The sequence below is a fragment of the Mesorhizobium sp. CA5 genome (assembly GCF_020165105.1).
In the GTDB taxonomy this organism is placed as follows: domain Bacteria; phylum Pseudomonadota; class Alphaproteobacteria; order Rhizobiales; family Rhizobiaceae; genus Mesorhizobium.
Map to the genome: position 1 here is coordinate 104,542 of NZ_JAIUHJ010000013.1, position 26,200 is coordinate 130,741.

Below are 26,200 nucleotides of genomic sequence, written 5' to 3' on the forward strand. Positions count from 1 at the left end.
CCGCCGCTTCGCAAATGGAGCGGCGGGTTCTTAACGGCTGATTTGAAAGCCGCCTAAATCGCCATGCATTGGGGCGCTGGGCAATTATGGATCTTCCGAAATTTTTGGTAGGCATGTTCACGACGTCATTCGTCGTGGCGATCTGGGCTTACAACGAAACTGGTTCTGTCTGGGCGGTGCTTGGATGGGCAATCCTGGCCATGATCATTCTGCAGGTCGGATATATCGGTCTGGTCATCAGCTTGATCTATAGACGGGCGTCGAAAGGCGCCGATGCAAGTCCGGCATCTGCAGCAGCAAATGATTTAAACCTTACCGGTCCAGTTTAGCGACCCGACAGTCCGTTGGGTTTGACTGACTGCCGCCCTGACCGGCCCCGGGGTAAGCCGGAAGTGAGATGTCCAGCAGGACGGAGGGGCGCTGTCCGCCGGAGCCTTTGGAAATTCCGCATTCCGAACTAGAGCAATTCCAGGAAAAGTGTGTGCGGTTTCGTAAAAACAAAGAGCTAGAGCGGTTCGCCGTTTCCATGAAACGGTGAAACGCTCTAAGCCGCCGCCTTCACCGCGGACGGCGCCTTCTTCAGCGGAATGCGTACGGACACGATAGTGCCGACACCCTCGGTCGAACGGATCTTCAGCGCGCCGCCCTGCAATTCGGCCAGCGAGCGCGAGATGGCGAGCCCGAGGCCTGAGCCGGTGTGGTTCTTGGAAAACTGGTTCTGCACCTGCTCGAACGGCCGGCCGAGCTTGCTCAGCGCCTGCTTGGGAATGCCGCAGCCATTGTCCTCGATGGTGAGCAGCAGGGCGCCCGACGTGTTGCGCGCCCTGACCGTGATCTTGCCGCCCTGTCCGGTGAACTTCACCGCGTTGGAGAGCAGGTTGATGGCGATCTGCTTGATCGCGCGGCGGTCGGCATAGAGCCGCATCGTATCGGCGATGCGCGTCTCGACATTGATCGACTTCTCCGCTGCCTGCAGCGAGATCACCCGCACCGTTTCCTTGATCAGCGGGCAGAGGTCGATCTCCTCGTGGTCGAGCGAGAACTGGCCCGCTTCGATCTTCGACATATCGAGGATGTCGTTGATGACGCCGAGCAGGTATTTGCCGCTGCCGTTGATGTCGGTCGCGTATTCCTCATAGCGCTCCGAGCCGAGCGGTCCGAACAGGCCCTGCTGCATCAATTCGGAGAAGCCGATGATGGCGTTGAGCGGCGTGCGCAATTCATGCGACATGTTGGCGAGGAATTCCGACTTGGCGCGACTGGCCGCCTCGGCGCGCTCGGTTTCCTTCATGTATTTGCGGTTGAGCTCGACCAGTTCGCTGGCGCGTTCCTCCTCGGCGCGCCGCGCGAGGCTGAGATCGTGGATCGTCGCCATCAGCCGGCGCTCGCTGTCGACCAGCTTTTCCTGATGCAGCTTTATCTGGGTGATGTCGGAGCCGACCGAGACGACGCCGCCGTCGCGGGTCCTGAGCTCGTTGACCTGCAGCCAGCGGCCGTCGGCAAGCTGGCGCTCGAGTGTGATGCCGCCATGCGGCCCGTTGGCATTGGCTAACCTGCGCTCCGAGGCGAAGGCCAGCATGCGCTGCTCCAGCATATCGCGGGTCGCGCCTGGCATCACGTCGCGATCAGACAGCCCGTTGTCCTTCTGGAACTTCGAATTGCACATGATCAGCCGTTCGGCGGCATCCCACAGCACGAAGGATTCGTTGATGTTCTCGATCGCTGTCCTGAGCCGCATGTCGGCCGCTTCCGAACGCAGTGCCAGGTGCCGCTGCTCGGTGACGTCGACGGCGATGCCGATCAGCTGGATCTCCGGCGCCTCCGGGTCGATCACCTGGGCGCGGGCTCGCATCCATACCCATTGTCCGTCGGCGTGGCGCATGCGAAAGACCTGGTCGATATGGTCGATCTCGCGTTCGACGATGCGGTTGGCGAGCTCGAACAGGTCGCCGTCTTCCGGGTGGACGATCTCGTCGACCTCGCCGAAGGAGAGCATCGTGTCGCAGGGCTCATAGCCCAGCATGTCGTACATCGAGCGCGACCAGTACATCTTGCCGCGCACCATATCCCAGTCCCACAACCCACAGCGGCCGCGCACCAGCGCCATGTCGATGCGCTGATGCGCTTCGAGATAAATGCGGTCCGCCGCCTGGGCGCGCGCCGCCTGGCCGAAATAGGCGTAGAGGATGACGATCAGCACGCCCGCCGTCAGCACGAACAGCGTGACGTTGAGCGACATAGACTTGCGCCAGCTGTCGAACACCGCTTCCTGCGGCACCAGCACTGCGGCCGCGTGTTTGCGGTCGCCGCTGAGGCTGACGGCGGCAAACCAGTCCTGTCCTGCGATTCCGACGTCCATCACGCCGGCGCGGTCGCCGAACATGAACAGCGGCTGGCCGCCCAGGACCAAGCTGTCCAGCGTGCGGCCCTGCCAGCCCGTCGACAACGGCGAAACGGCGACGACCTTGAAGTTGGCGTCGGTGACGGCGAGCACATGGGCGCGGCTCATGGCGCCCTGGCGGCTGATGTTCTCCAGCAGGCTTGTGGCATTGACGCCGGCCGCGCTGGGGTCCGCGGTGATCGCCTGCGCCATCTGGCCGGCGGCGAGCGCCAGCACTGCCTTGGCGTCGCGCTCGATCTCGTCATGCTCGTTCATCAGCGACAGGAAGCGCAATGCCGCGATGACGATGAGGAAAACGACGATCAGCGCCGGGATCGACCGGCGCAGCAGCGGCTCGGCGGCCAGGAGCCGCTGATAGGTGGGTTCGGCGATCAGGCGCGCATTGCCGGCAAGTCCGTCGCTCCTTGCCTTGCGACGCGCAAAAGCCTTCCCTCCGGGCGCGCCCCACGCGTCCGCCTTGGCCATAAATGGCACTCCCCGATTTGCCGCATACTTGGATGATCCGGCTACGCCGCACGCCCCGAATCGCCATTAAAGAATCAAAGCCGATTCGCCTTGTCCAGAGGCGCGGGCGAAAAAGATTAAAAGTTGATTGAAATTCGTCCTTTTCCCTTCTCCCCCTGCGGGAGAAGGTGGATCGGCGCGATAGCGCCGAGACGGATGAGGGGTATTCCAGCGGAGCGAGGCGTAGGTGTTCCCTGGAGCCCCCCTCATCCGTCGCGTTCGGCGACACCTTCCCCCACAACAAGGGGAGAAGGCAAAAGGCGCTACGCCAGCGTCCGCTCGACGATATCGCGCAGATCCGCCGACAGGTTCTCGACCTTCGCGATGTCGAGCAGCGCCTGCCTGGCCTTGGCCTGACGTCCAGGCTCGAGCGAGCGCCAGGAGCGTAGCGCCGTGGCCAGCCGCGCCGCCACTTGCGGGTTGCGCTTCTCCACTTCCAGCACCGTCTCGGCGAAGAAACGGTAACCTTCGCCGTCGGGGCGGTGGAAGCCGGTCTGGTTGGCGCTGGAGAAGGTGCCGATCAGAGAACGCACCCGGTTCGGGTTGGCGATCGAGAAAGCCGGATGCTGCGTGAGCTCGCGCACTTTCTCGACGGTCCTTGCTCCGGGCACGCCAGCCTGGATCTGGAACCATTTGTCGAGCACCAGCGCGTCGCCGCGATAGCGGACCTCGAAAGCGGCCAGCGCTTCTTCGGCCTCGGCCGTGCCTGAATGGCGATGCGCCAGCACGGCGAGCGCCGCGGCGCGGTCGGTCATATTGGTGGCGGCGGTGAAGTGTCGCGCGGCGAGGCCCGCGCCGCCCGGCAGCAGCGAAAGATAGTCGAGCAGGGTGTTGCGCAGGGCCCGGCGTCCGGCGCTCGCCGCGTCCGGACTGAAAGGCCCGTTGTCGGCAAGCCGGTCATGGAGCGTCGCGAAGGTCTCGCGGTTTGCCTCGGCGATCGCCCGCGCCAGCGCTTCGCGCGCGGCGAAGATGGCGTCTGGATCGATGCCCTTGCCGATGTCGCGGGCGATGTCGGCTTCGCCGGGCAGCGACAGCGCCAGTGCCCGGTAGGCCGGCTCCAGCGCCTCGTCGCCAGCGATCCTGCCGGCAAGCTCGGCGAGCCGTGCCGCGAAGGCCGGCTCCCTGCCGCCGAGGATCTGGCGGAAGGCGACGATCAGCGCGTCGGTCAGCAGCGTGTTGAACGCCTGCCAGCGCGCGAAGGCATCACTGTCATACGCCGCGAGGAAGAACTGGTCGTCGGCCTTCTGCTGCACGGAAAGCGTGATCGGCGCCGAGAAGCCGCGGTTGAGCGACACCGAAGGCCGTTGCGAAATACCCGAGAAGCGCACCGTGTGCCGGCGCTTGCGGATATGGATGACACCATCGTCCACCGTTGCGCCCTCGACGGCCGTCCAGGTGACGGGCTTGCCGTTGGCGCCGACCAGGCCGAAGGCCAAGGGGATATGCATCAGCCGCTTGCGGCTTTCCGACGGCGTCGGCGGCACCGACTGCTCGATCTCCAGGGTGAACTCCTTCGCCGCCGCATTGTGCGTGGAACTCACCGTCAGGTTCGGGGTGCCGGCCTGGTGGTACCAGAGCGCGAATTGCGCAAGGTCTCTGCCGGAGACGTCCTCGAACACTTTGAGGAAATCCTCGATGGTCGCCGCCTCGCCGTCATGCCGCTCGAAATAGAGGTCCATGCCGGCACGGAAGGTCTCTGCGCCGAGGATGGTGCGGATCATGCGCACCACTTCCGAGCCCTTCTCGTAGACGGTCGCCGTGTAGAAGTTGTTGATCTCGCGGTAGCGGCGCGGCCTGACCGGATGCGCCAGCGGCCCCTGGTCTTCCGGGAACTGGTGCGCGCGCAGCGTGCGCACCTCGGCGATGCGCTTCACCGCCCGCGAGCGTTGGTCGGCGGAGAACTCGTGGTCGCGGTAGACCGTCAGCCCTTCCTTCAGGCAGAGCTGGAACCAGTCGCGGCAAGTGATTCTGTTGCCGGTCCAATTGTGGAAATACTCATGCGCGATGATCGCCTCGATATTGGCGAAGTCGGCATCAGTCGCAGTCTCCTCGTCGGCCAGCACATATTTGTCGTTGAAGACGTTGAGGCCCTTGTTCTCCATGGCGCCCATGTTGAAGTCGGATACGGCGACGATATTGAAGACGTCGAGGTCGTATTCGCGGCCGAAGGCTTCCTCGTCCCATTTCATCGAGCGTTTCAGCGCGTCCATCGCGTAGCCGGCAAGCCGTTCCTTGCCGGGTTCGACATAGATGCCGAGCTCGACCTCGCGGCCGGACATGGTGGTGAAGCTGCCAGCCACCTTGCCAAGCGCGCCCGCCACCAGTGCAAAAAGGTAGGAGGGTTTGGGGAAGGGGTCGTGCCAGACCGCATAATGGCGTCCGTCGGCGAGCGCGCCGCGTTCGACGGGATTGCCGTTTGAAAGCAAAAGCGGCGCCTCGTTGTGCGGCGCTTCGATGCGCACAGTGTAGACCGACAGGATATCGGGACGGTCGAGAAAATAGGTGATGCGGCGAAAGCCTTCGGCCTCGCATTGCGTGCAATAGACGTTGCTGGAGCGGTACAAGCCCATAAGCGCCTCGTTGCGCGAAGGTGCGATCTCCGTCTCCAGGCGGAGCTCGAAACGTTGCGCCGCCGGCGGCTTCAGAATCGTCAGCCGGTCCGGCGTCGCCTCATAGTCGCCGGCTGCGAGCGCGTGCCCATCGATGGCGACGCCGAGCAGCGTCAGCCCGTCGCCGTCAAGCACCAGCGGCGCCGAGGCGGTGACGCCCTCGCGTCGCTCGATGGTGAGCAGCGCGGTCACATGGGTCGCGTCCGGCGACAGGCGGAAGTCCAGGCTGGTTGCGGGGATGAGATAGTCGCTGGGGCGATAGTCTTCGAGCCTGAAGACATGGCCGGTATCGGTGCGCATTCCTTGAGCTTTTCCTGTCGAGGCGGCCAGCCGGCCTGGCTGGTCCAAGAATTTTGAGGCTGCGCGCTCTTTACACGAAACGGCCACTCGACAAAACTGCGGCATAGGTTGTGTTTCGCAATTCCGGACGGAAAACCGTTACACACTTTTCCTGGAATTGCTCTTGGCCTATTTCGCGGCTTCGTTTCCCGACCATCCTTATGAGGCAAGATGACCGTCGATCATGCCGTCGGCCACAACACGCTGCGCGGCATCACGCTGAAGATCGTCTCGGTGACGGTCTTCGTTGGCATGCAGACCTGCATCAAGGCGGCCGGCGACGTGCCCGCCGGGCAGATCGTCTTCTTCCGCTCCTTCTTCGCCATCTTCCCGATCGTCGCTTTCCTGGCCTTCAAGGGTGAGCTCGCCACCGCGTTCACGACCAGGCGGCCGTTCAACCATGTCGCGCGTGGCATCGTCGGCGTCGGCGCCATGGGGCTCGGTTTCTTCGCGCTGACCAGGCTGCCGCTGCCGGAGGCCATCACGCTAAACTACGCCCAGCCGCTGCTGGTCGTGGTGTTCTCCTCTGTCTTCCTGGGCGAGACGATCCGCGTCTACCGCTGGAGCGCGGTTGCGGTCGGTCTTGCCGGCGTGCTGATCATCTCCTGGCCCGAGCTGACGCTGCTCAATTCCGGTGAAGGCCTCGACGACCAGGAGCTGCTGGGCGTCATGGCCGCGCTGATCGCCGCCGCCATTTCGGCGGTCGCCATGCTTCTGGTGCGCAATCTCGTGCAGACGGAGAAGACGGCGACGATCGTGCTGTGGTTCTCCTCGACGGCTTCGGTGTTGTCGCTCCTCACGCTGCCCTTCGGCTGGCAGCCGTTGACGCCGATGCAGGCTGCGCTGCTCGTCGTCGCGGGCTTCTGCGGCGGGCTCGGCCAGATCCTGATGACGGCGGCCTACCGCCACGCCGAAGCCTCGGTTGTGGCGCCGTTCGAATATACCTCGATGATCCTCGGCGTCGTCGTCGGCTATTTCGTCTTCGGCGACGTCACCTCGCTCAACACGCTAATCGGCGGCGTGATCGTGGTCGCCGCCGGCATCTTCATCATATGGCGCGAGCGGCAGCTCGGCCTGGAGCGCACGCGCACCAGGACGGTCACGCCGCCGCAGGGGTGAACTGTTTCAAAGAGTAGCTTCAAAGGCCGAGTTCCTTCACACCCCCCTCTGGCCTGCCGGCCATCTCCCCCGCAAGGGGGGAGATGCTGTCGCGGCTGTTTTCGCGAACCCACCCACCGGTGCGGGGTGGGCGAGGCGCGGGAGCTGCCAATCTCCCCCCTTGCGGGGGAGATGTCCGGCAGGACAGAGGGGGGTGCTGTCCCTCGGCCTTTTTAATTTTGAGCTATTGAGAGCTCCGCTCCTTCGCCAGCCGCACCAGCACCGCCCGGGTCTGCTCATCCGCAGGGAAGAAGGATTCGATCGCCAGCTCCGACAGCGTGACGTCGAGCGGCGTGCCGAAGACGGTGATCGTGCTGATGAAGGACAGCACCTGATCGCCATGCGCGAGCCGTAGCGGATGGACGATGCCACTCGGCTCGACCGGTGCGGGCCGGCTGCTCCTCAGGCCCGACGGATAGGCGCGCAACTCTCGCTCCAGCTCAATCAGCACTGGGTCGCCGGTGGCGTCGTTCTGGTGCTTGAGCCGCTCCAGAAGATGCGCGCGCCACTCCGCCAGATTGACGATGCGCGGTGCCACGCCGTCCGGGTGCAGGCTGAGCCTCAGCACGTTGACCGGCGGCGTGAGCAGGGACGGCTCGGAAATATCGGCAAGGAACGGGGCAATCGCGCCATTGGCGGAAACGAGGTTCCAGTGCCGGTCCACCGCCAGTGCCGGAAAGGGCTCGTGGCCTTTGAGGACCGTCTCGACGGCGGCAAGCGCCGGCGCCAGCGTCGCATCGGTCAGCGGCTTTTCGCTGAAGCTCGGCGCGAAGCCGGCGGCAAGCAACAGTTGATTGCGTTGGCGCAGTGGAATCGACAGCTGCTCGGCCAAATGCAGAACCATGTCGCGCGACGGCTGGGCCCGGCCGCTTTCGACGAAGGAGAGATGCCGCTGCGAGATATCGGCCTCCATGGCGAGGTCGAGCTGGCTCATGCGCCGCCGCGTGCGCCATTCGCGGATCAGGCTGCCGGCGGAAGGTTCGGATGTGGTCATGGGAGAGGAGTAGGGCGGCGAGGGACGCAGTTCAATTACCTTTGAGGTCATAGCTCCGCCTTCTCCCCTTGTGGGAGAAGGTGGATCGGCGCGCAGCGCCGAGACGGATGAGGGGTGTTCCAGCGGACTGAGACGCTGGCATTCCCTGGAGCACCCCTCATCCGCCCTTCGGGCACCTTCTCCCACAGGGGAGAAGGAAAAAGTGCTCACGCCAACCCCTTCAACTTCGCCTTGACCTCGAGAAAATCCCGCCACGCCAGCTTCTTGTGCGCCGGCGTCCTGAGCAGATAAGCCGGGTGCAGCGTCGGCATCGCCGGGATGGCAACCCCGGAAGCGGTCGTGTGCACCCGCCAGTTGCCGCGCAGGCGCAGGATGCCCTCGGTCGTGTTGAGCAGCGTCTTGGCCGACGGACCGCCGAGATTGATCAGCACCTTGGGATTGACCAATTCGATCTGCCTTTCGATGAAGGGCCGGCAGATTTCGGTCTCGTGCGGCGTCGGCGTACGGTTGCCCGGCGGCCGCCACGGAATGACGTTGGCGATATAGGCCGAACCGCGGTCGAGGCCGATCGCGGCCAGCATGCGGTCGAGCAGCCGGCCGGAGCGGCCGACAAAGGGCAGGCCTTCAAGATCCTCGTCTCTGCCCGGCGCTTCGCCGACCAGCATCAGGTCGGCGTTCGGATTGCCGTCGGCGAAGACCAGGTTCTTGGCCGTGAATTTGAGATTGCAGCCGTCGAAGGCAGCCATGTGCTGGCGCAGTTCCTCGAGCGTCGAGGCGCTTGCGGCCAGTTGCCGGGCAAGCAGCGCCTGCGCCTCGTCGGGGACGGTGGCAGCCGGCACGCGCGCCGGAGCGTCCGGAATGTTGCGCGCGTCGAGGCCGGATGATGGCGTTGCCGGCACGGGCGCCTGGGGCCGCTCCGGGACCTGCCCGGATGCCGGGCGGCTCTCGGGTCTTGCGTCGCGAGGCGGCGCGGCTGGCGTCCGCTCGGCAGGCCTGCGTTCGGCCGACTTCGCCGCCGCTTCGGCAAACCGGTTGACCGGCGCGTCTTCAAGCGCGTCGTCGACGCCGGCGCTGGCATAGAAGGCGAGCAGTTCGGCGATCTCGGCAGGTGTGCTGGGGGAGGCGGCAGTCATGGTGCCACCATTGTCCGCGCGGCGCCGATTTGCAAGGTTAAGCCACGTTCGCCTGTATTGGAGCATGTCGAGATTCAGGTCAAGCCGAGTCGAAAATGGTGGTTTCCGAGAACCGGAGCGGAGCGTACTTTTCGTACGTGAGCACCGGAAGCGCAGGAAACCGCCATTTGCAGGCCGGCATCACCTGAATATCGATATGCTTTCACCCAGTGGGTATGCGGGGATCCTGCACGATGTAAAACGTCCAGCGCGGCGTATAATCGGTGACCAGGAAATCGAAGGTCGCCGTCTTCAGCGGGTCGATCTTGCCGTTGCGGAACAGCAGCCGGTCATAGGGTTCGAACCGGCGGTCGAAATCGGCGAAATTGCTCGACCAGATGTTGTCGGGCGTCTTGTTGCGCTGGTCGAAGGACAGGCCGTCGCCGAACACGCTCGGCTGGTCGAGGATTTCCTGCAGCTCGAACTGGAATTCCACCCAGGGCAGCGCGCTGTTGTTGAGCACGTCGATGCGCATATACATCACGCCGTTGGCGACCTGGCCGGCCTTGCCGAAGGGCTCGATCGGCTTGGTCGCACGGATCGTCAGCGTTACCGGCGTCGCCGTGTTCAATTCCTCCCTGATGACCAGCGGGTCTTCCTTGGTGCCGACGCCAGACGCCCCCGTGATGCGGAAGCCACCCAGCTCGTCGGAGAAGGAATAGGCGCCGGTCGCCCAGACCTTCACCGGATCGGCTTCCGCCGGAAGGGTCAAAAAGAGGAGCGGAAGAACCGCGCGCCAGGCCATGCCTGGCGTGAAGAGTAAGCGCTTCGATGAAAAGCCGGCTGGCTCTGGACTGCGCATGACGCGAAGTATCGCCGATAACCAAGCCGTCGAACAATTAAAAACATGCCGTCGCCGCCTGGCCTGTCAACCAAGTGGCGCTGGCCTATGCTTGGCCATGGCCTGCGCGGCGACCGTTTCGTAGGGAAAACCGCGACTTTTTGTCGAAATCGGCATTGTCACGTCAGCGCCGGTTTCGCGTCGCGAATTGATGCGCTATGCAGCGCATGAGCCAGCACAATGCGAGAACATGGCGAGCCAGTGAGGGGCCGATGAGCGAAATCGAACGCGAGAGCATGGAATTCGACGTGGTGATCGTCGGCGCTGGTCCCGCCGGCCTTGCCGCCGCGATCCGTCTGAAGCAGCTCAACCCGGACCTTTCCGTCGTCGTCCTGGAGAAGGGCGGTGAGGTTGGCGCCCATATCCTCTCCGGCGCCGTCGTCGACCCGATCGGCATCGACCGGCTGCTGCCCGGCTGGCGCGAAGAGGAGGGCCATCCGTTCAAGACACCGGTGACGGACGACCATTTCCTGGTGCTCGGGCCCGCCGGTTCCTTCCGCCTGCCGAACTTCCTGATGCCGCCGCTGATGAACAACCACGGCAATTACATCGTCTCGCTGGGCAATGTCTGCCGTTGGCTCGCGACCAAGGCCGAGGCGCTGGGCGTCGAGATCTATCCGGGTTTTGCCGCGGCAAGCCTCGTCTACAACGAGGCCGGCGCCGTCACCGGCGTCATCACCGGCGACATGGGCGTCGAGAAGGACGGCACGCATGGCCCGGCCTACGCGCCCGGCATGGCGCTGATGGGCAAATATGTGCTGATCGGCGAAGGCGCGCGGGGATCTTTGGCCAAGCAGCTCATCGCCAAATACAAGCTTTCCGAAGGCCGCGAGCCCGGCAAATATGGCATCGGCCTCAAGGAGCTCTGGCAGGTCAAGCCCGAGAACCACAAGCCTGGTCTCGTGCAGCATTCCTTCGGCTGGCCGCTCGACATGAAGACCGGCGGCGGCTCCTTCCTCTATCATCTCGAGGACAACCAGGTGGCGGTCGGCTTCGTCGTCCACCTGAACTACAAGAACCCCTATCTGTCGCCCTTCGAGGAATTCCAGCGCTTCAAGACCCATCCGGCGATCGCCGGCACCTTCGAGGGCGCTAAACGCATCGGCTACGGCGCACGCGCCATCACCGAGGGCGGCTGGCAGTCGGTACCGAAGCTTTCCTTCCCCGGCGGCGTGCTGATGGGATGCGCGGCAGGCTTCGTCAACGTGCCGCGCATCAAGGGCTCGCACAATGCGGTGCTCTCCGGCATGCTGGCGGCCGAGCATGTGGCCGGGGCGATTGCCAGCGGCCGCGCCAATGACGAGCTCACGTCCTACGAGGAAGCCTGGCGCGGCACCGATATCGGCAAGGACCTGAAGAAGGTGCGCAACGTCAAGCCGCTCTGGTCGCGCTTCGGCACCGTTGTCGGCGTCGGCATCGGCGGTCTCGACATGTGGCTGAACACGCTGTTCGGCTTCTCGCCCCTCGGTACGCTGAAGCACGGCAAGGCCGACTATGCGACGCTCGAGCCGGCGGCGAAGCATCAGAAGATCGCCTATCCGAAGCCGGATGGCGTCTTGACCTTCGACCGGCTGTCCTCGGTATTCCTGTCGAACACCAACCATGAGGAAAACGAGCCGGTGCACCTGATCGTCGGCGACATGGCGTTGCAGCAGCGTTCCGAGCACGATGTCTTTGCCGGTCCCTCGACCCGCTATTGCCCGGCCGGCGTCTATGAGTGGGTGGACAAGGACGGCAACGCCGCAGCTGACCCGTCGGCCAAGGATGTGCGCTTCGTCATCAACGCGCAGAACTGCGTGCACTGCAAGACCTGCGACATCAAGGATCCGAACCGGAACATCAACTGGGTGCCGCCACAAGGCGGCGAAGGCCCGGTTTACCAAGGCATGTGATCCGCTCCGACCTGGCCGTCTCGACCGCCGCTCCAACAGGCCCGGCGAAGGTCCGATAGCCGCGCCTTATCGGCAGAGACCGTTGAAGCCGGGCGCCGATTATGGTCTGCTTCGCCTCCAAAGTAGGAGGCGGACATGCAGCGCATCAGCCTGGCGATTTTAGCTGCTGCCGGCATGCTTTCTTGCGCGCCTGCCTCCGCCGGCACCAAGCTGACCGTGCATGTGCGCAGTTACGACGTCGCCGGCAGGACCGGGGCTGAACTGATCGAGGCAATGGACGGCCTCGGGCCGAGGCACGGCCATGCCACGCGCGCCATTGCCGAGACCGGCTATACCGTGCATTGGAACCTCGACGTGAAACGGGACAACGGCATCTGCCGGCTGCGCCGGGCCGACGGCACGATCGACCTGACCTACACCTTTCCGCGCCGGACGTCCCCATCCGGCCCGGTCCTGCGCAAGCGCTGGGAGCGCTTCATGGCCGGCGTGCGCCAGCATGAACATACCCATGGCCGCATCGCCAAGCAGATGATGCGGGCGACCGAGACGGCGCTTGCCGGGCTCGAGCGGCAGGACAACTGGTTCTGCACCGGTCTTCGCTGGGACGCCAAACGCCGCATCGACACGATCTATGCCGACTACGAGGCCAGGCAGAATGCCTTCGACGCGCGCGAGCACCGCGACGGCGGCCATGTCGAGAAACTGGTCAATGCATTGATGGGGAAGAACTGAAACTCCAGCCCGTTCGCCGACCGAGCGGACGTCAGCTCCGCGGCTTGTCCGGCGCGTCGTTCGCCGCCAGCGCCGATTTGTGCTCGTCCTCGGGCGCGTTGCTGTCGGTCGGCAGCGTGAATTCGACGAGCACCGGCAGATGGTCGGAGCCGGTATCCTCCAGCCGGGCCGACGAAAGGATCGTCACCCCGCCCTTGCTGAACACCTGGTCGATCGGCAGGCCCGCATAGCGGCGCAGAACGTCGGGCAGCGTCCGGTGGATCCAGGTCGGACCGGCCGACGGCATCAGCGTCATGCCGCTCATTCGCGCCACCCGCCGCACCGCCGCGCTCCACGGCACGGCATTGCAGTCGCCCGCCATGATGGCGGTCTCGCCGAGCGCGGCCAGCGGTTGCGCCAGTTCGCCGATCTGCCAGGATTGCTCCTTCGGCCACGGCCAGCTGAGATGGATCGCGGCGACATTGACCGGAATGCCGCCGAAATCGATCATGGCGGTAGCCATCGCGCCGCGCGGCTCGCAACGCGGCGCGGTGCCGGTGGCGAAGGGACGGCGCGAGAGCAGCGCGACGCCGAAAATGCCATTGGGGTAGTCGCACAGGATACGATAGGGGTAGGCGCCGGCGATATAGCTGAGCTCCTTCGCCCACATGCCGGACACTTCGTCGAGCGTGATGACGTCCGGGTTGGTCCTGCCGATCAGCGACAGCACCTTCTTCGGCGTCGGGTTGTTGAAGCGCAGGTTCATCTGCAACAGGCTGTAAGTGATGCGGTCGGCCGGCTTTGCGACCGCCTGCTGCGCCGACAATCTGGGCAGTGCGCCCGTCGTCGTAGCGAAGCAGGCGATGGCGAAGACCAGCACGGCGACGGCCTGCAGCCGGTAGGGACCGGCCACCAGGGCCAGCGCGAGCAAGGCCGTCAGCAGGCTCAGATGCATGCGGAAATGCGAGAAGGAATCGAAGGCCGGATGCAGCGCGCCGAAGAACCCGGCCAAGAGCGCAGCCGAGCATGCCATCATCGCCAGGACTATCAGCTGAGCCATCATGCTCAAGCGCGCACCGCCCGTTGTCATTTTCTCCGAAGCCCCAGTCTTCCGTTCGGACCGGTTATCGGCCAAATTGCGGCCCAAGCAAGACGACCGATTGCCTCGCCGGTCGCTGGCAGGCGTGCGGCTATTGGAATGCCGTTTCGGAAAAGCTTCTGAGCTTGCGCGAATGCAGCCGCTCCATCGGCATTTCGGCCAGCTTCTCCATCGCCTTGATGCCGATGGTCAGATGCTGCGCCACCTGCCGCTTATAGAACTCGGTCGCCATGCCGGGCAGCTTCAGCTCGCCATGCAGCGGCTTGTCGGAAACGCACAGCAGCGTCCCGTAAGGCACGCGGAAGCGGAAGCCGTTGGCGGCGATGGTGGCCGATTCCATGTCGAGCGCGATGGCCCGGGACTGCGACAGGCGCTGCACCGGTCCGCGCTGGTCGCGCAGCTCCCAGTTGCGGTTGTCGATGGTGGCGACGGTTCCGGTGCGCATGATGCGCTTGAGGTCGTAGCCCGACAGGCCGGTCACTTCGGCGACCGCCTCCTGCAGCGCCACCTGGATTTCGGCCAGCGGTGGGATCGGCACCCAGACCGGCAGGTCGTCGTCGAGCACATGGTCCTCGCGCACATAGGCATGCGCCAGCACATAGTCGCCCAACGCCTGCGTGTTGCGCAGCCCGGCGCAGTGGCCAAGCATCACCCAGGCATGCGGCCTCAGCACCGCTATGTGGTCGGTGATGGTCTTGGCGTTGGACGGGCCGACGCCGATATTGACCATGCTGATGCCGCCATGGCCCGGCTTCTTCAGGTGGTAGGCCGGCATCTGCGGCAGGCGGTGAGGCGGCGTTCCTTCGCTCGGCGAGCCGGCCCCCGCCTTGGTCACGACATTGCCCGGTTCGACGAATTCACTGTAGCCGCCTCCACCACTCTCCATCAGTTCGCGGGCGCGCGCCACGAATTCGTCGATGTAGAACTGGTAATTGGTGAACAGCACGAAGTTCTGGAAGTGCTGCGGACTGGTCGCCGTGTAGTGCGTCATGCGGTGCAGCGAATAATCGATGCGCTGCGCGGTGAAAGGCGCCAGCGGCCGCGGCTCGCCGAACGCCACCTCGAAGGTGCCGTTGGCGATCTGGTCGTCGGTGCCGTCGAGATCGGGCACGTCGAACAGGTCGCGGATCGGCCGCTTGATGCGCTCGGCGGCGGCGCCGTCGACATAGGTGCCTTCCAGGAAGGCGAAATGCAGCGGGATGGGTGTCGTCGATTCCGAGACCGTCACCGTCACGCCGTGATTGCGCATGATGAGCCGAAGCTGCTCGATGAGATAGTTCTCGAACAGTTGCGGCTGCGTGATCGTGGTGGCGAAATGGCCGGGCGTCGGCATATGGCCATAGGCCTGGCGCGAGTCGACCTGGCTGAACGAGGTCGTGGTGACGCCGATCTGCGGATAGAAGGCCCGGTAGCGCTTGCTTTCATCTCCGCCCGCGGCAAGGGCTGAGAAAGAATCGCGCAGGAATTTGGTGTTGCGGTCGTAGAGCGTCTGCAGCGCCGCGACGGCCTTTCTGGCATCGTGGAAGTCCTGCTTGCCGAAGGGCTCCGGCATGACGACCGAGTCGATGGCTTGGGGGTAGATTCGCTTTTCCATGGCTCAATATAGAGATTTGGAAGAGCGGTTGGGAGGGGTGAGCGGACAGGAACCGCAACCCAGCTGGAGATTTTTTGTTATCGCTCCGATTCAAGGTGTGACGCGATTCAGGTCAGGCCGAGTCGAGAAAAGTGGATTCCGAGAACCGGAGCGGAGCGTACTTGAGCTACGCGAGCACCGGAAGCGCAGGAAGCCGCTTTTCGCAGGCCGGCCTGAACTGAATATCGTCACACCTACCCCCGCTGCAGGCTGATCAGCAACACGAAGCCTACGCTGGTGTTCTTGTGCGGCGGCGCCTCGATCCTATGGCTTGTATCGGCCCGCATCATCGGCACCGCCAGCACCGGGGCTGCCAGCAGCATCAGGATAAGCATCGCCCGCGGCAGCAGCCGGAGGATCTTCGTTGCATTGTCGGCGATGCGGTTCATTTCGGTGGTATCCCGGTTTCCAGCTTGGTCGATTTTAAGCTTTGTCGTTTCAGCGCTCGATTTGGTTCACGAGGCCGACAATGCGGGCACCGGCCGTTCCCAAGGGCGGGCCGAATGACCGGCCTCCGCCACCAGGATGGCGAAGAGCATGCCGAACAGGCTCATCAGCAGGCAAACGATGGTAAAGCGACGGGCAAGCATTTCTCTCTCCTTCAATGCGGGAGAAAATGCCTGACGGCCTCTGAACCGGTTCTGAGACCGGTATTCATCTGCGGTTCAAATTGATTGACGAGGGTCTTGCACCGTGCCGGTGCCAGAGCGCGGCGGAGCGCTGTCGCTGCAAAAGAAAACGGGGCCGCGTAGAGCAATTCCAGGAAAAGTGTGAGCGGTTTTCCGTCTGGGATTGCGTCAAACAAAGAAATAGGGCGTTTCACCGTTCCGCAAAAACGGTGAAACGCCCTTGGCCGTCTCGTATGGTCTGGAGTTTGGCGCTCAGAGCTTGTGCCAGGTCTGGCTCTTGCAGATCAGGCCGCCGAGCACGCAGCCGCTCATCTTGAGCGCGGTGCCCGAGAGCGTCGCCTTGCCGGAATAGGTCTTGTCGTTTGCCGGGTCGGTGATGCTGCCGGCATATTTGTTGTCGCCGGCCGCCTTCAGCGAGCCGATCGTCTTGCCGGCGTATTTGCCGGTCTTGAGCGTGATCGAGAAAGAACCGCTCCCGCCGATCGCCGCGGTGTCGCCGGCCTGCGTCTTCCAGTTGCCTTCGATCGGGTCGGCGCATGCGGCGCCCGCCATGATCAAGGTGGCCGCAAGGGCCACAGTCAGCTTTCGAAACATCGTGTCCACCTCCCTATAGGGTTGCGGCGGGCTCCAGTCCGCCTACCTGCCCCTTACGCAAAGGTAAAGCTAATCCAGCCGCCGCCAAAACGAAAGCGGTGCCGCGACGGAAGGTTGCAAGGATTTTCGCCGCGCGGCCGACTGAAAATAAACGCGATCGAAAAACGCTTCGGTTTCCGTGGTTAGCGAAGTCTTGATTCCGCCGCCGGCAATTTTCGTCGAATTTGACGCAAAATGGCTGAAACGCTGGATTCCCATGCTTAACGGTTTTCCGCGTTTACCTCTTGTTTTAGCTTTGTTTTCCTCAAATTAAGCAAGCCATTTAACGACGGATTCAAGGCCAGCCGTCATCCTCGAAAGCATCGAAAGAGCGGCTCGCCCCGAGGAATACCAAGGGAAAAGGAGGCAGCTCTCGGGAGCCAGACAGGGGATTGAAATGGCACGCTTTGAAATGCTTGAAGACGGCTTCGGCGCCATGGGGGCAACTGCCCAGGCCGACATTCTTTTCGAACTGGGCATGATGTATGCGACGGGCCGCGATTGCGAGACCGATGTCGTTGCCGCCCACAAATGGTTCAACATCGCCGCGATCAAGGGCTCGGCCCGCGCCGCCGAGCTGCGCTCGGAACTGTCGGCCACCATGTCGAAAGTCGAGATCGCCACGGCGCTGCGCGAAGCCCGCGAATGGATGACGATGCACTGATCCTCAGCGCGTAGCGCTCAGAGCTCATCGGGACAAGGCCGCGAAAAGACGGCCGGTCAAGAAGAACGAGAACGTGGCGGGTTGAGACAACCGAAGCCACGCAAAAAACAGGGAAGCGAGCGAGTTTCAGGCGCGGGGGCGTCTGGGGAGCTCGACTGCAAAAGCCGTGACCGACCGAAACAAGGTCGGCGCGGCTTTTTGAATTACGCTTGGTAATCAGGCGCGTGGCCCAAGAAATCCTCGTCGGAATGAACCAAAGCCGGCCTCACTGTCCTCTCGACAGTTTCGGCGAAGGGTGAAATTGTCCCGGCTCTGTGGAAGAAGCGCGGCCGGATCGGCACGCGCAAGTGGAGGAGTTCTTATAGTCATGAAAAAATTGGGTATTTTGAGCGCGGCCGCTTTTGGCCTGATGATGAGCGCCCCGGTTGCCTTCGCCGACGACATCACCATTTCGGTGGTCGGCCCCATGACCGGCCAGCTCGCCACCATCGGTGACCAGTTCAAGCAGGGCGCGCAGGCCGCCGCCGACGCGATCAATGCGGCTGGCGGCGTCAACGGCTCCCAGATCAAGCTCGACATCGAAGACGACCAGTGCGATCCGAAGCAGGCGGTCTCGGTCGCCAACCGCATCGTCGCCAACGGCGTCAAATTCGTCGACGGCCATGCCTGCTCGGGCTCCAGCATTCCGGCCTCGGCCGTCTATGCCGAAGCCGGCACGCTGATGATGAGCCCCGCCTCGTCCAACCCGGTGCTGACTGACGCCGCCGCCAAGGCCGGCTGGCCGACCATCATGCGCCTCTACACGCGTGACGACGCGCAGGGCGCCTTCATCGGCCCCTGGATCGCCAAGAAATACGCCGGCAAGAACGTTGTCGTCCTGCACGACAAGAGCGCCTACGGCCAGGGCGTTGCCGACGCCGTGAAGGCGACGATGAATGCCGGCGGTCTCAAGGAAGTCGATTACGAGGGCATCAATGCCGGTGAGAAGGACTATTCGGCCCTCGTCACCAAGCTGAAGGAACTGAAGGCCGACGTCGTCTATTTCGGCGGCTATCACCCCGAGGCGGGTCTGATCCTGCGTCAGGCGGCCGAGCAGAACGTCAAGTTCCAGCTGATCATGCCGGACTCGATCGCTTCGCCGGAATTCTGGCAGGTTGCCGGCCCGGCCGGTGAAGGCACCATGTTCGTCTTCCCGTCGGACCCGCAGGCCAAGCCTGAAGCGAAGGACGCGGTCGCCAAGATCAAGGCCGGCGGCTTCACGCCCGAGGGCTTCACGCTGTTCTCCTATGCGGTGATCCAGGCTGTGGCCGAAGGCGTCAAGCGCGCCGGCACCGACGATCCGGCCAAGGTCGCCGAGGCGCTCAAGGACGGCAAGCCGATCAGCACCGTGGTCGGCGACGTCATCTTCGACGAGAAGGGCGATCTGAAGAACGCCAGCTACGACATCAACCAGTGGCACGACGGCAAATACGCGCCGATCAAGCCGTAATCGGTTCTGCTATCGAGGAAATGGCCGGGCTGTCCCGGCCATTTTTTGGGGGGCGCTAGGGGCGCGACATCCTTTAGCGGATCCGGTCAACCGGCGTCGCCCTTGGAAAATGGGAGACTGGTCCGGCGGCGGGACTTGAACCCGCATCTCCCCACCGCTACTTCTCCGATTGCTGAAGTCGGATTTTCACTCGATAGCGGGGGCTCTATCCGTTGAGCTACGCCGTATTCCTTGTAAACGGTCAGCTTGCCCCCTTCACGAGATGGAGCTTCGGCTTGCCTTTCTTGGCGCGCATCGCGTCCTTGACCGCGATTTTTGCCTTTTTGATCTGAACCATCTCCTTGGCGTAGGGCTTCGCCGCCTTGATGAGCCCCTCGAGGTGGTACACATTGGATTTGCTGCCGACCTGCGAAACGCGCCGCTCCTCGCGCTGGATAAGGCCATCCTTCTCCATTTCGGCGATACGCCGCTGAACGGTGCGAGGGTCGATGTCCATCGCTGCCGCGATCGTCTTCTTCGAAGGATGCGGCTTGTTATCCGGGTGCCACCAGTAAGAGGCGATGTGCATCAGGATGTTGACGTCGATGGCGTCGAGGCCAAGCGCCTTCTGCCGCTCGAGGATCACATTCGGGATGACGGTCCAGCCGGCATCCAAAAGCTCCTTGGTCCATTTCTTCTCGTTGGCCTTCAGGCTGATGCCCTCGGCCGCTTCGCTCTTTGCCATGCGCGCTGACCTTTTTGTTTCGATGAGCGACACATGGCCCCGAGCCGTCCCTTTTGCAAATCGCATGGGGAGGCGCAGGGGCCTGGGGCCTACGTCGTCCTTGGTTGTTCAGCGGGGGTGTAGCTTGGTGAGGTATGGGATATCAAGTCCTGCTTCGCAGGGCGCCGCAACCTCCGACCTCCTAGGCATGATCGCCGCCGGGACGAAGACATGCTGGTCTTGCGAGGGAGGTCCAGAAGTCTCCCGGTTCGGCCAAAAATACTTGTTTCCGGGCCCTTTTTATCGCGAAACTCGTTGTCCGTCGAGAAGAAGGTGAGCGGTGTTGGGCTCATGTCGCGCCCTTCGGCTTCTCAGCTTGGCGGGCCTGCCACGTCGAGACGAGGAACGTGGCCATGGTTCCCGAAAGATTCACCGCTAGCTCGGCATGTCGAGGCAGGGGCCGTGACCGCTTCGGTCCCGGACTATGAGCGTCACCCAGCTTGCTGCGCAGCGATCCCAGAAGCTCCACAATCTGCTGACAGCTACCGAGTAACTGGCGGAACGTCTGCTCGGTATAGTCGTCGGGTGCCAGCTTGAGCGTCTTGGCAAGCTTTCGGTACAGGACGGGGAGATCATCCTTGTCCTGATAGGTCTCGCCAGCCCCATCAAGAATCCACTTGCAGACATCCTCCAGCAGCGTCCGGGCCAAGGTAATCGCTCCTTGGGGGTCGTCCTGCCGGCGATCCACAGCGGCCGTCCAGCGGGCATGGACGTCGTCCGGGTTGAATGCCACCAGTGCGGCCGAGATGCCTTCGTCGCCGGGGCTGCCCAGCCGGGCCTTTTGCACCGCATAAATCGGTGAGCCAGACAATTTCCCGCTGACCGAAAGTCGATAGCCGTCGTGCTGAATCAGATTGTTGAACGCGACTACCAGCTCGGCCTGGGCCTCGGGCGTCTGCGAAACCGGCCCGACAACTTCCGACAGAAATTTGAAGAGCTGCGCCCGAGAGCAGGTCAGCAGCCCCAAATATCCCAGCAATTCGGTGGTTTCCCAGTCATAGTTGCGAACCGTGTGCTGGATAAGATCTTCTTCAAGGGTCCCCTGGGAATTGTCGAACACCGACGGCATATGCCCGACCGGCCAGATGCGCTGGATCAGCTCGAGCTCCGGAAGCTCCGTCGACAAGGGCGTTTTGGCGAAAAGGGCGACTATCCGGCGACGGGTCAGCTCGGTTACAGGACTGTCGTCTCGCTCGTCGATCTTGGCGACGGCCTCGCTGAGCGCGTAGTTCGTGTCCTCCTCCAGAATGGCGCGGGCGACCTCGAGCACCTTGTCCGCCTTGAAAGTCTCCAGGCGCCGCTCGGCATACTTGTACTTGCTCTTCATCGCCTCCTCAGAGGCGCCATCGGCGAGGCCAAGACGCTGGCAATAGCGCGGCACCTGGTAAGCTGAGACGTTGGAGATATGGCCACAGACCAGGTGGCGCAATTCCTTGATGGCGGCAGGCAGAATTGTCTTGGTCATGGTATAGATCTGGATCCGCTCGACTTCATCGAGGCTCACCTCGTCGTGGCGGGAATTATCATAGATACGAGAGATACGCCAAGCCGGCTCGGGTTGTCGCTGCTGGCGCTGATTGTCCATCTAGCCCTGTCATCGGCCGACATTGCGAGGGCCGCGTGACCGATGCCGTCGGCCCTTTTCATTTCGGCTGGGCCTGTGGCTACACTCGGATCGCGCCTGGAGGGATTCGAGAATGGCCAAGGAAGATCGCACCACGATAATTCCCAGGCGGACGCCGGAATCGGCGGCGATGACGGCGAACGTCAAACGAGCGATGGCGATCACCGCCAGACTCAACCGCTTGACTTATGACGATGCTGACGAGGTGCGTGCCTTGTTCAGCGAACTCGTCGGCAAGACCGTGGACGCGAGCTTCCTGCTGATACCGCCGTTCTACGCGACCGGCGGCCCGGATACCCGTGTCGGGCGCAATGTCTTCGTCAACCAGAACTGCACCTTCTACGACCTCGGCGGGCTCGACATTGCCGACGATGTGATGATCGGGCCGAATGTCAGCCTCATCACCTCCGGCCATCCAATCGTCCCTTCCGAGCGGCGCGCCTTCGTCACCGCAAAGCCGATCGTGATCGAGAGGAACGTCTGGATCGCGGCGGGCGTCACCATCATCGGCGGGGTGACGGTAGGCGAGAATTCGGTGGTCGCGGCGGGCTCGGTCGTTACCAGGGACGTTCCGCCGAACACGCTCGTTGGCGGCAATCCCACGAAGATCATTCGTCCGATCGTCGATTGAGCGGGGGACTCTGGGCGCGGCGGCCGGGAAGCCGCTTCAGCCCTGCCCATTCTCCGCAAACCGCACCAGCACCGTGCCGTCGCTGACCTGCGCGCCCTCGGCCGCGATCTCGGCGATCACGCCGTCATGCGGGGCGGCGATCATGTGCTCCATCTTCATCGCTTCGAGGATCAGAAGCGGCTGGCCCTTGATCACGGCATCGCCCGCCGCGGCGCGCACCAGCTTGACCAGCCCCGGCATCGGCGCGCGCAGGCTGCTTGAGGCGGCTCCCGCCTCGTCGGCCTTGGCGAGCGGATCGGGGACCGTGAACGTATAGCCGACCGCGCCCTCGAAGACGGTGACATGGCCGGGCCAGCGGGCGGCATGCGGCATGGTCCTCAAATCATGCGTGTTCACCGCATCATGCGGCGCCTCCAGCGCCACCTGGAAGCGGCCGTCCGAGCGTGCCGAAACCCGCGCCAGGATGTTCTCCTCGCCATAGCGCAAGCGGGTGCGGCGCGAGAGCGGGTGGAAATGGGCATAGCTGGAAAGCGTGGACCAGGGATCGGCGGTGGAAACGGGCACGGCGGTATCCGCCGCCGCCAGCGCCGCGGCTGCGATCGTCTCGTCGCTCGGCGGGGCAATGGCGGTGAGCGCCGCCTGGTGCCGGCCGATCAGCCCGGTATCGAAATCGCCGGCAGCGAAATCGGCGTCGGCAGCGAGCGCCGCCAGGAAGGCGGTGTTGACGGTCGAGCCGGCCACTTCCGTCCGCGCCAACATCTCGCGCAGCGTGCCGAGCGCCGACGCCCGATCCTTGCCGTGCGCTACCAGCTTCGCGATCATCGGATCATAGAAGGGAGAGATCGCATCCCCGGCGCGCACGCCGGTCTCGATGCGTATCGCGGCACCTTCCGGCGCCGCGTCGGGGAATTTGAGATGATGCAGCGTGCCGGTCGCCGGCAGGAACCCTCTCGCGGCGTCCTCGGCATAGAGGCGGGCCTCGAAAGCGTGGCCGGACAAAGCGATCTCATTCTGCATCTTCGGCAGCGTTTCGCCGGACGCGACGCGAAGCTGCCATTCGACGAGATCGACGCCGGTGACCATCTCGGTGACGGGGTGCTCGACCTGCAGTCGGGTGTTCATCTCCATGAACCAGAAGCGGTCGGCCTTGAGCCCCTGAGAGGCGTCGACGATGAACTCGATCGTGCCGGCGCCCGAATAATTGATCGCCTTGGCGGCCTTCACGGCCGCCTCCGTCATCGCCTTGCGCAGCGCCGGCGTCATGCCGGGGGCGGGCGCTTCCTCGATCACCTTCTGGTGGCGGCGCTGCGCCGAGCAGTCGCGTTCGAAAAGATGCACGGCGTTGCCGAAATTGTCGCCGAACACCTGCACTTCGATGTGACGCGGCTTATCGACATATTTTTCCACCAGCACGCGATCGTCGCCGAAGGCCGCCTTCGCCTCCCGCCGCGCGCTGGAAAGCGCCTCCGAGAAATCGTCGGGATGGTCGACGCGCCGCATGCCCTTGCCGCCGCCGCCGGCGCGCGCCTTGATCAGCACCGGGTAGCCGATCTCGCGCGCCTTGGACGCAAGCAGCACGATTTCCTGCGCTTCGCCGTGATAACCCGGCACCACGGGCACGCCGGCCTTTTCCATCAGCCGCTTGGCGGCGTCCTTCAATCCCATGGCGCGGATCGAGGCGGCGGAGGGACCGATGAAGACAAGGCCTGCCGCCGTCGCCTGATCGACGAAATCGGGGTTTTCCGACAGGAAGCCGTAGCCGGGATGGATGGCCTCGGCGCCGGTGGCGAGCGCTGCCGCCACGATCCTGTCGCCGCGCAGATAGCTTTGGCCGACGGGCGAGGGGCCGATATGCACCGCCTCGTCGGCCATCTCGACATGGAGCGCGCGGGCATCCGCGTCCGAATAGACGGCGACGGTGCGCACACCGAGCCTGCGGGCGGTTCGGATGACGCGGCAGGCGATCTCGCCGCGATTGGCGATCAGGATCTTGCCGAACATGGAGCCTCCGCAGCCGGGGTGTGTCTCGGGCGACGACGGCATACCTTCGCGCGCCCCTCTGTCCTGCCGGACATCTCCCCCGCTAGGGGGGAGATTGGCAGCTTTGGCGCAGCCGCTCTCTTTTCAACGATAGTGATTGGCGAAAGCCGTCGTGACGTCCGATCTCCCCCCAAGAGGGGGAGATGTCCTGCAGGACAGAGGGGGGCGCTGTCCCGCCAGCCTCTCCAGCTGATCATCTGAATTTGCCTGTACTGAGCCTTTTGCTCCAAGATCAGCTCTCCCCAATGGCCGCAACGGCCTGCCGATATAGCTCCGCCGTCTGCTCGTCGAAGCAGCAGAAAGTAACCGTATCCGGCAGCGCATTTTGCCCCAGGAAGGCGCTTGCGGCACCAACAGCGATCCCGGTTGCCTGGTCTTTCGGATAGCCATAGATGCCGGTCGAGATCGCCGGGAAAGCGATGGTTCGACAATCATGGCCGAGCGCGAGTTCGAGCGAGCGCCGGTAGCAGGAGGCGAGCAGCTCGGCTTCGCCCTGGCCGCCGCCTCGCCAGACCGGACCGACCGTGTGGATGACATAGCGCGCCGGCAGCCGATAGCCCTTGGTCAGCTTGGCGTCGCCGGTCTTGCAGCCGTGAAGCGTGCGGCACTCGGCAAGCAGCTCCGGCCCGGCCGCGCGATGGATGGCGCCGTCGACGCCGCCGCCGCCCAGCAGCGAGGAATTGGCGGCATTGACGATGGCGTCGACCGCGAGCCTGGTTATATCGCCGGTGTGGATACGGATCCTCTCGCCGAGAGCACTCATCGTCACATCCTGAACACGCCGAATTTCGTCGCCTCTATTCCGGCATTGAGCGCCGCCGAAAGGCTGAGCGCCAGCACGTCGCGGGTCCTGGCCGGATCGATGATGCCGTCGTCCCAGAGCCTGGCCGAGGAATAGAGTGGGTGACCCTCATGCTCGTATTTCATCAGGATCGGCTTCCTGAATTTCGCCTCCTCCTCGGCGCTCCATTCACCGCCCTTACGCTCGATGCCCTCGCGCTTGACCATGGCGAGCACTGTGGCCGCCTGCTCGCCACCCATCACCGAGATGCGCGCGTTCGGCCACATCCACAGGAAGCGGGGCGAATAGGCGCGGCCGCACATGCCGTAATTGCCGGCGCCGAACGAGCCGCCGATGATCACCGTGAGCTTCGGCACCCTTGCGGTGGCGACCGCCATCACCAGCTTGGCGCCGTCCCTGGCGATGCCGCCGGCCTCGTATTTTCGGCCGACCATGAAGCCGGTGATGTTCTGCAGGAAGACCAACGGAATGCCGCGCTGGCAACAGAGCTCGATGAAATGCGCCCCCTTCAGCGCGCTTTCCGAGAACAGCACGCCATTGTTGCCGATGATGCCGACCGGCATGCCGTGCAGACGGGCAAAGCCGGTGACCAACGTCGCGCCGTAATTCTGCTTGAACTCGTCGAACTCCGAGCCGTCGACGAGACGCGCGATCACCTCGCGCACGTCATATGGCTGGCGCAGGTCCGTCGGCACGATGCCGTAAAGTTCGCTCGGATCATGAAGCGGCGGCACCGGTTTCTGCAGATTGAGGTTTAGAGCCTTGTTCCGATTCAGATTCTTGACGATGCGCCGGCAAATGGCCAAGGCGTGTTCATCGTCCATCGCATAGTGGTCGGCGACCCCGGAGAGCCTGGTGTGGACATCGGCGCCGCCGAGCTCCTCGGCGCTGACATCTTCTCCGGTGGCGGCCTTCACCAGCGGCGGGCCGCCGAGAAAAATGGTCGCCTGGTTGCGCACCATGATCGTCTCGTCCGACATTGCCGGCACATAGGCGCCGCCCGCCGTGCAGGAACCCATGACGCAGGCGATCTGCGGGATGCCGGCGGCCGACATATTGGCCTGGTTGTAGAAGATGCGGCCGAAATGCTCGCGGTCGGGAAACACCTCGTCCTGGTTGGGCAGGTTGGCGCCGCCGCTGTCGACCAGATAGACGCAAGGCAAGTTGTTCTGCAGCGCGATCTCCTGCGCCCTGAGATGCTTCTTCACCGTCAGCGGATAATAAGTACCGCCCTTCACCGTGGCGTCGTTGACGACGACCATGACCTCGGTGCCCTCGACGCGGCCGACGCCGGTGATGATGCCGGCCGACGCAATGTCCTCGCCATACATCGACCATGCCGCGAACTGCCCGACCTCAAGGAAGGGCGAGCCGGTGTCGAGCAGTTGCGCCAGCCGCTCGCGCGGCAACAGCTTGCCGCGTGAGACGTGGCGTTCGCGGGCTTCGTCCGAGCCGCCGCGCTCGACGCTTGCCGCCTTCTCGGCGATGTCGGCGACCAGTGCGCGCATGCGCTCCGCATTGGCGCGAAAGGTGTCGGAGGAGGGGGAAATTTGAGTTTGCAGTGTGGCCACG

At 63.9% G+C, this 26,200-nt stretch carries 23 protein-coding genes and 1 tRNA gene; 7 read left to right on the forward strand and 17 right to left on the reverse strand.

Annotated features, from left to right (window positions below; translation table 11 throughout):
* The first annotated feature begins 86 nt into the window (after positions 1-86).
* Complete coding sequence (locus LB529_RS18280) at positions 87-329, forward strand: hypothetical protein (RefSeq protein ID WP_224711879.1); 243 nt, start codon at positions 87-89, stop codon at positions 327-329.
* Between the two features lie 215 nt (positions 330-544).
* Here the strand turns inward: LB529_RS18280 and LB529_RS18285 are convergent, their stop codons facing one another.
* Together LB529_RS18285 and pepN are read right to left on the reverse strand one after the other, a co-directional pair.
* Positions 545-2,866 carry a PAS domain-containing sensor histidine kinase gene (locus LB529_RS18285; protein WP_224711880.1) on the reverse strand — a complete coding sequence of 774 codons (2,322 nt, stop codon included), beginning with the start codon at positions 2,864-2,866 and terminating at the stop codon, positions 545-547.
* Positions 2,867-3,168: 302 nt separating this feature from the next.
* Positions 3,169-5,814, reverse strand: a complete 2,646-nt coding sequence (gene pepN / locus LB529_RS18290) for an aminopeptidase N (RefSeq protein WP_224711881.1) — start codon at positions 5,812-5,814, stop codon at positions 3,169-3,171.
* Positions 5,815-6,024: 210 nt separating this feature from the next.
* On the opposite strand from pepN, the gene LB529_RS18295 reads away from it, so the two are divergent.
* Positions 6,025-6,972, forward strand: a complete 948-nt coding sequence (locus LB529_RS18295; protein ID WP_224711882.1) for a DMT family transporter — start codon at positions 6,025-6,027, stop codon at positions 6,970-6,972.
* A 223-nt stretch (positions 6,973-7,195) separates the two neighbouring features.
* Here the strand turns inward: LB529_RS18295 and LB529_RS18300 are convergent, their stop codons facing one another.
* From LB529_RS18300 to LB529_RS18310, 3 genes are all read right to left on the reverse strand, one after another.
* Complete coding sequence (locus LB529_RS18300) at positions 7,196-8,005, reverse strand: helix-turn-helix domain-containing protein (RefSeq protein WP_224711926.1); 810 nt, start codon at positions 8,003-8,005, stop codon at positions 7,196-7,198.
* 206 nt (positions 8,006-8,211) lie between these two features.
* Entirely contained in the window at positions 8,212-9,138 is a 927-nt protein-coding gene (locus LB529_RS18305) for a uracil-DNA glycosylase family protein (RefSeq protein WP_224711883.1), read from the reverse strand.
* A 202-nt stretch (positions 9,139-9,340) separates the two neighbouring features.
* Positions 9,341-9,979, reverse strand: coding sequence for a hypothetical protein (locus LB529_RS18310; protein ID WP_224711884.1), 639 nt, complete (start codon positions 9,977-9,979; stop codon positions 9,341-9,343).
* A 251-nt stretch (positions 9,980-10,230) separates the two neighbouring features.
* Here LB529_RS18310 and LB529_RS18315 point away from each other — a divergent pair, with 251 nt between their 5' ends.
* Both LB529_RS18315 and LB529_RS18320 read left to right on the forward strand, forming a co-directional pair.
* Positions 10,231-11,910 (forward strand): electron transfer flavoprotein-ubiquinone oxidoreductase, encoded by a 1,680-nt coding sequence (locus LB529_RS18315; RefSeq protein ID WP_224711885.1) that lies wholly within the window; start codon positions 10,231-10,233, stop codon positions 11,908-11,910.
* A gap of 135 nt (positions 11,911-12,045) precedes the next feature.
* A complete protein-coding gene (locus LB529_RS18320; RefSeq protein ID WP_224711886.1) occupies positions 12,046-12,642 on the forward strand; it encodes a DUF922 domain-containing protein in 597 nt (198 codons plus the stop codon).
* A 31-nt stretch (positions 12,643-12,673) separates the two neighbouring features.
* On the opposite strand, the gene LB529_RS18325 is transcribed toward LB529_RS18320, so the two are convergent.
* From LB529_RS18325 to LB529_RS18345, 6 genes are all read right to left on the reverse strand, one after another.
* Positions 12,674-13,684, reverse strand: a complete 1,011-nt coding sequence (locus LB529_RS18325; RefSeq protein WP_224711927.1) for an endonuclease/exonuclease/phosphatase family protein — start codon at positions 13,682-13,684, stop codon at positions 12,674-12,676.
* A gap of 127 nt (positions 13,685-13,811) precedes the next feature.
* Positions 13,812-15,272: an AMP nucleosidase gene (locus LB529_RS18330; RefSeq protein ID WP_224711928.1), complete on the reverse strand. Its 1,461-nt coding sequence runs from the start codon at positions 15,270-15,272 to the stop codon at positions 13,812-13,814.
* Between the two features lie 275 nt (positions 15,273-15,547).
* A complete protein-coding gene (locus tag LB529_RS18335) occupies positions 15,548-15,742 on the reverse strand; it encodes a hypothetical protein (protein WP_095766908.1) in 195 nt (64 codons plus the stop codon).
* A gap of 66 nt (positions 15,743-15,808) precedes the next feature.
* Positions 15,809-15,943 carry a hypothetical protein gene (locus LB529_RS29020; protein ID WP_263481629.1) on the reverse strand — a complete coding sequence of 45 codons (135 nt, stop codon included), beginning with the start codon at positions 15,941-15,943 and terminating at the stop codon, positions 15,809-15,811.
* A gap of 291 nt (positions 15,944-16,234) precedes the next feature.
* Entirely contained in the window at positions 16,235-16,576 is a 342-nt protein-coding gene (locus LB529_RS18340; RefSeq protein ID WP_224529817.1) for a DUF2147 domain-containing protein, read from the reverse strand.
* Between the two features lie 69 nt (positions 16,577-16,645).
* Complete coding sequence (locus LB529_RS18345) at positions 16,646-16,834, reverse strand: hypothetical protein (protein ID WP_224637796.1); 189 nt, start codon at positions 16,832-16,834, stop codon at positions 16,646-16,648.
* A 178-nt stretch (positions 16,835-17,012) separates the two neighbouring features.
* Here LB529_RS18345 and LB529_RS18350 point away from each other — a divergent pair, with 178 nt between their 5' ends.
* The gene (locus LB529_RS18350; RefSeq protein WP_027164869.1) at positions 17,013-17,279 is read left to right on the forward strand and encodes a sel1 repeat family protein; all 267 of its coding nucleotides are present in this window, start codon (positions 17,013-17,015) and stop codon (positions 17,277-17,279) included.
* Positions 17,280-17,646: 367 nt separating this feature from the next.
* Positions 17,647-18,768, forward strand: coding sequence for an ABC transporter substrate-binding protein (locus LB529_RS18355; RefSeq protein WP_095766910.1), 1,122 nt, complete (start codon positions 17,647-17,649; stop codon positions 18,766-18,768).
* Positions 18,769-18,886: 118 nt separating this feature from the next.
* On the opposite strand, the gene LB529_RS18360 is transcribed toward LB529_RS18355, so the two are convergent.
* The 3 genes from LB529_RS18360 to LB529_RS18370 form a co-directional block, all read right to left on the reverse strand.
* Positions 18,887-18,995 (reverse strand) — tRNA-OTHER (locus LB529_RS18360).
* 14 nt (positions 18,996-19,009) lie between these two features.
* Positions 19,010-19,492 carry a helix-turn-helix domain-containing protein gene (locus tag LB529_RS18365; RefSeq protein WP_224711887.1) on the reverse strand — a complete coding sequence of 161 codons (483 nt, stop codon included), beginning with the start codon at positions 19,490-19,492 and terminating at the stop codon, positions 19,010-19,012.
* Positions 19,493-19,820: 328 nt separating this feature from the next.
* Positions 19,821-21,116: an abortive infection family protein gene (locus tag LB529_RS18370; protein WP_224711888.1), complete on the reverse strand. Its 1,296-nt coding sequence runs from the start codon at positions 21,114-21,116 to the stop codon at positions 19,821-19,823.
* A gap of 112 nt (positions 21,117-21,228) precedes the next feature.
* Here LB529_RS18370 and LB529_RS18375 point away from each other — a divergent pair, with 112 nt between their 5' ends.
* Positions 21,229-21,786 carry a sugar O-acetyltransferase gene (locus tag LB529_RS18375; protein WP_224711889.1) on the forward strand — a complete coding sequence of 186 codons (558 nt, stop codon included), beginning with the start codon at positions 21,229-21,231 and terminating at the stop codon, positions 21,784-21,786.
* 36 nt (positions 21,787-21,822) lie between these two features.
* Here the strand turns inward: LB529_RS18375 and LB529_RS18380 are convergent, their stop codons facing one another.
* The 3 genes from LB529_RS18380 to LB529_RS18390 form a co-directional block, all read right to left on the reverse strand.
* Positions 21,823-23,787: an acetyl/propionyl/methylcrotonyl-CoA carboxylase subunit alpha gene (locus LB529_RS18380; RefSeq protein WP_224711890.1), complete on the reverse strand. Its 1,965-nt coding sequence runs from the start codon at positions 23,785-23,787 to the stop codon at positions 21,823-21,825.
* 271 nt (positions 23,788-24,058) lie between these two features.
* Positions 24,059-24,589 carry an O-acetyl-ADP-ribose deacetylase gene (locus LB529_RS18385; RefSeq protein WP_224711891.1) on the reverse strand — a complete coding sequence of 177 codons (531 nt, stop codon included), beginning with the start codon at positions 24,587-24,589 and terminating at the stop codon, positions 24,059-24,061.
* A gap of 2 nt (positions 24,590-24,591) precedes the next feature.
* Positions 24,592-26,199, reverse strand: coding sequence for a carboxyl transferase domain-containing protein (locus LB529_RS18390; protein WP_224711892.1), 1,608 nt, complete (start codon positions 26,197-26,199; stop codon positions 24,592-24,594).
* Position 26,200: the final 1 nt, after the last annotated feature.

What these genes read in the sequence shown, in the direction of transcription:
- LB529_RS18345 (WP_224637796.1), bottom strand. Translation starts at nt 16,834, where the DNA reads ATGGGAATCCAGCGTTTCAGCCATTTTGCGTCAAATTCGACGAAAATT.
- LB529_RS18315 (WP_224711885.1), top strand. Translation starts at nt 10,231, where the DNA reads ATGAGCGAAATCGAACGCGAGAGCATGGAATTCGACGTGGTGATCGTC.
- LB529_RS18310 (WP_224711884.1), bottom strand. Translation starts at nt 9,979, where the DNA reads ATGCGCAGTCCAGAGCCAGCCGGCTTTTCATCGAAGCGCTTACTCTTC.
- LB529_RS18380 (WP_224711890.1), bottom strand. Translation starts at nt 23,787, where the DNA reads ATGTTCGGCAAGATCCTGATCGCCAATCGCGGCGAGATCGCCTGCCGC.
- LB529_RS18295 (WP_224711882.1), top strand. Translation starts at nt 6,025, where the DNA reads ATGACCGTCGATCATGCCGTCGGCCACAACACGCTGCGCGGCATCACG.
- LB529_RS18280 (WP_224711879.1), top strand. Translation starts at nt 87, where the DNA reads ATGGATCTTCCGAAATTTTTGGTAGGCATGTTCACGACGTCATTCGTC.
- LB529_RS18370 (WP_224711888.1), bottom strand. Translation starts at nt 21,116, where the DNA reads ATGGACAATCAGCGCCAGCAGCGACAACCCGAGCCGGCTTGGCGTATC.
- LB529_RS18300 (WP_224711926.1), bottom strand. Translation starts at nt 8,005, where the DNA reads ATGACCACATCCGAACCTTCCGCCGGCAGCCTGATCCGCGAATGGCGC.
- LB529_RS18320 (WP_224711886.1), top strand. Translation starts at nt 12,046, where the DNA reads ATGCAGCGCATCAGCCTGGCGATTTTAGCTGCTGCCGGCATGCTTTCT.
- LB529_RS18355 (WP_095766910.1), top strand. Translation starts at nt 17,647, where the DNA reads ATGAAAAAATTGGGTATTTTGAGCGCGGCCGCTTTTGGCCTGATGATG.
- LB529_RS18285 (WP_224711880.1), bottom strand. Translation starts at nt 2,866, where the DNA reads ATGGCCAAGGCGGACGCGTGGGGCGCGCCCGGAGGGAAGGCTTTTGCG.
- LB529_RS18330 (WP_224711928.1), bottom strand. Translation starts at nt 15,272, where the DNA reads ATGCCGGAGCCCTTCGGCAAGCAGGACTTCCACGATGCCAGAAAGGCC.
- LB529_RS18375 (WP_224711889.1), top strand. Translation starts at nt 21,229, where the DNA reads ATGGCCAAGGAAGATCGCACCACGATAATTCCCAGGCGGACGCCGGAA.
- LB529_RS18385 (WP_224711891.1), bottom strand. Translation starts at nt 24,589, where the DNA reads ATGAGTGCTCTCGGCGAGAGGATCCGTATCCACACCGGCGATATAACC.
- LB529_RS18365 (WP_224711887.1), bottom strand. Translation starts at nt 19,492, where the DNA reads ATGGCAAAGAGCGAAGCGGCCGAGGGCATCAGCCTGAAGGCCAACGAG.
- pepN (WP_224711881.1), bottom strand. Translation starts at nt 5,814, where the DNA reads ATGCGCACCGATACCGGCCATGTCTTCAGGCTCGAAGACTATCGCCCC.
- LB529_RS29020 (WP_263481629.1), bottom strand. Translation starts at nt 15,943, where the DNA reads ATGCTTGCCCGTCGCTTTACCATCGTTTGCCTGCTGATGAGCCTGTTC.
- LB529_RS18325 (WP_224711927.1), bottom strand. Translation starts at nt 13,684, where the DNA reads ATGATGGCTCAGCTGATAGTCCTGGCGATGATGGCATGCTCGGCTGCG.
- LB529_RS18340 (WP_224529817.1), bottom strand. Translation starts at nt 16,576, where the DNA reads ATGTTTCGAAAGCTGACTGTGGCCCTTGCGGCCACCTTGATCATGGCG.
- LB529_RS18350 (WP_027164869.1), top strand. Translation starts at nt 17,013, where the DNA reads ATGGCACGCTTTGAAATGCTTGAAGACGGCTTCGGCGCCATGGGGGCA.
- LB529_RS18335 (WP_095766908.1), bottom strand. Translation starts at nt 15,742, where the DNA reads ATGAACCGCATCGCCGACAATGCAACGAAGATCCTCCGGCTGCTGCCG.
- LB529_RS18305 (WP_224711883.1), bottom strand. Translation starts at nt 9,138, where the DNA reads ATGACTGCCGCCTCCCCCAGCACACCTGCCGAGATCGCCGAACTGCTC.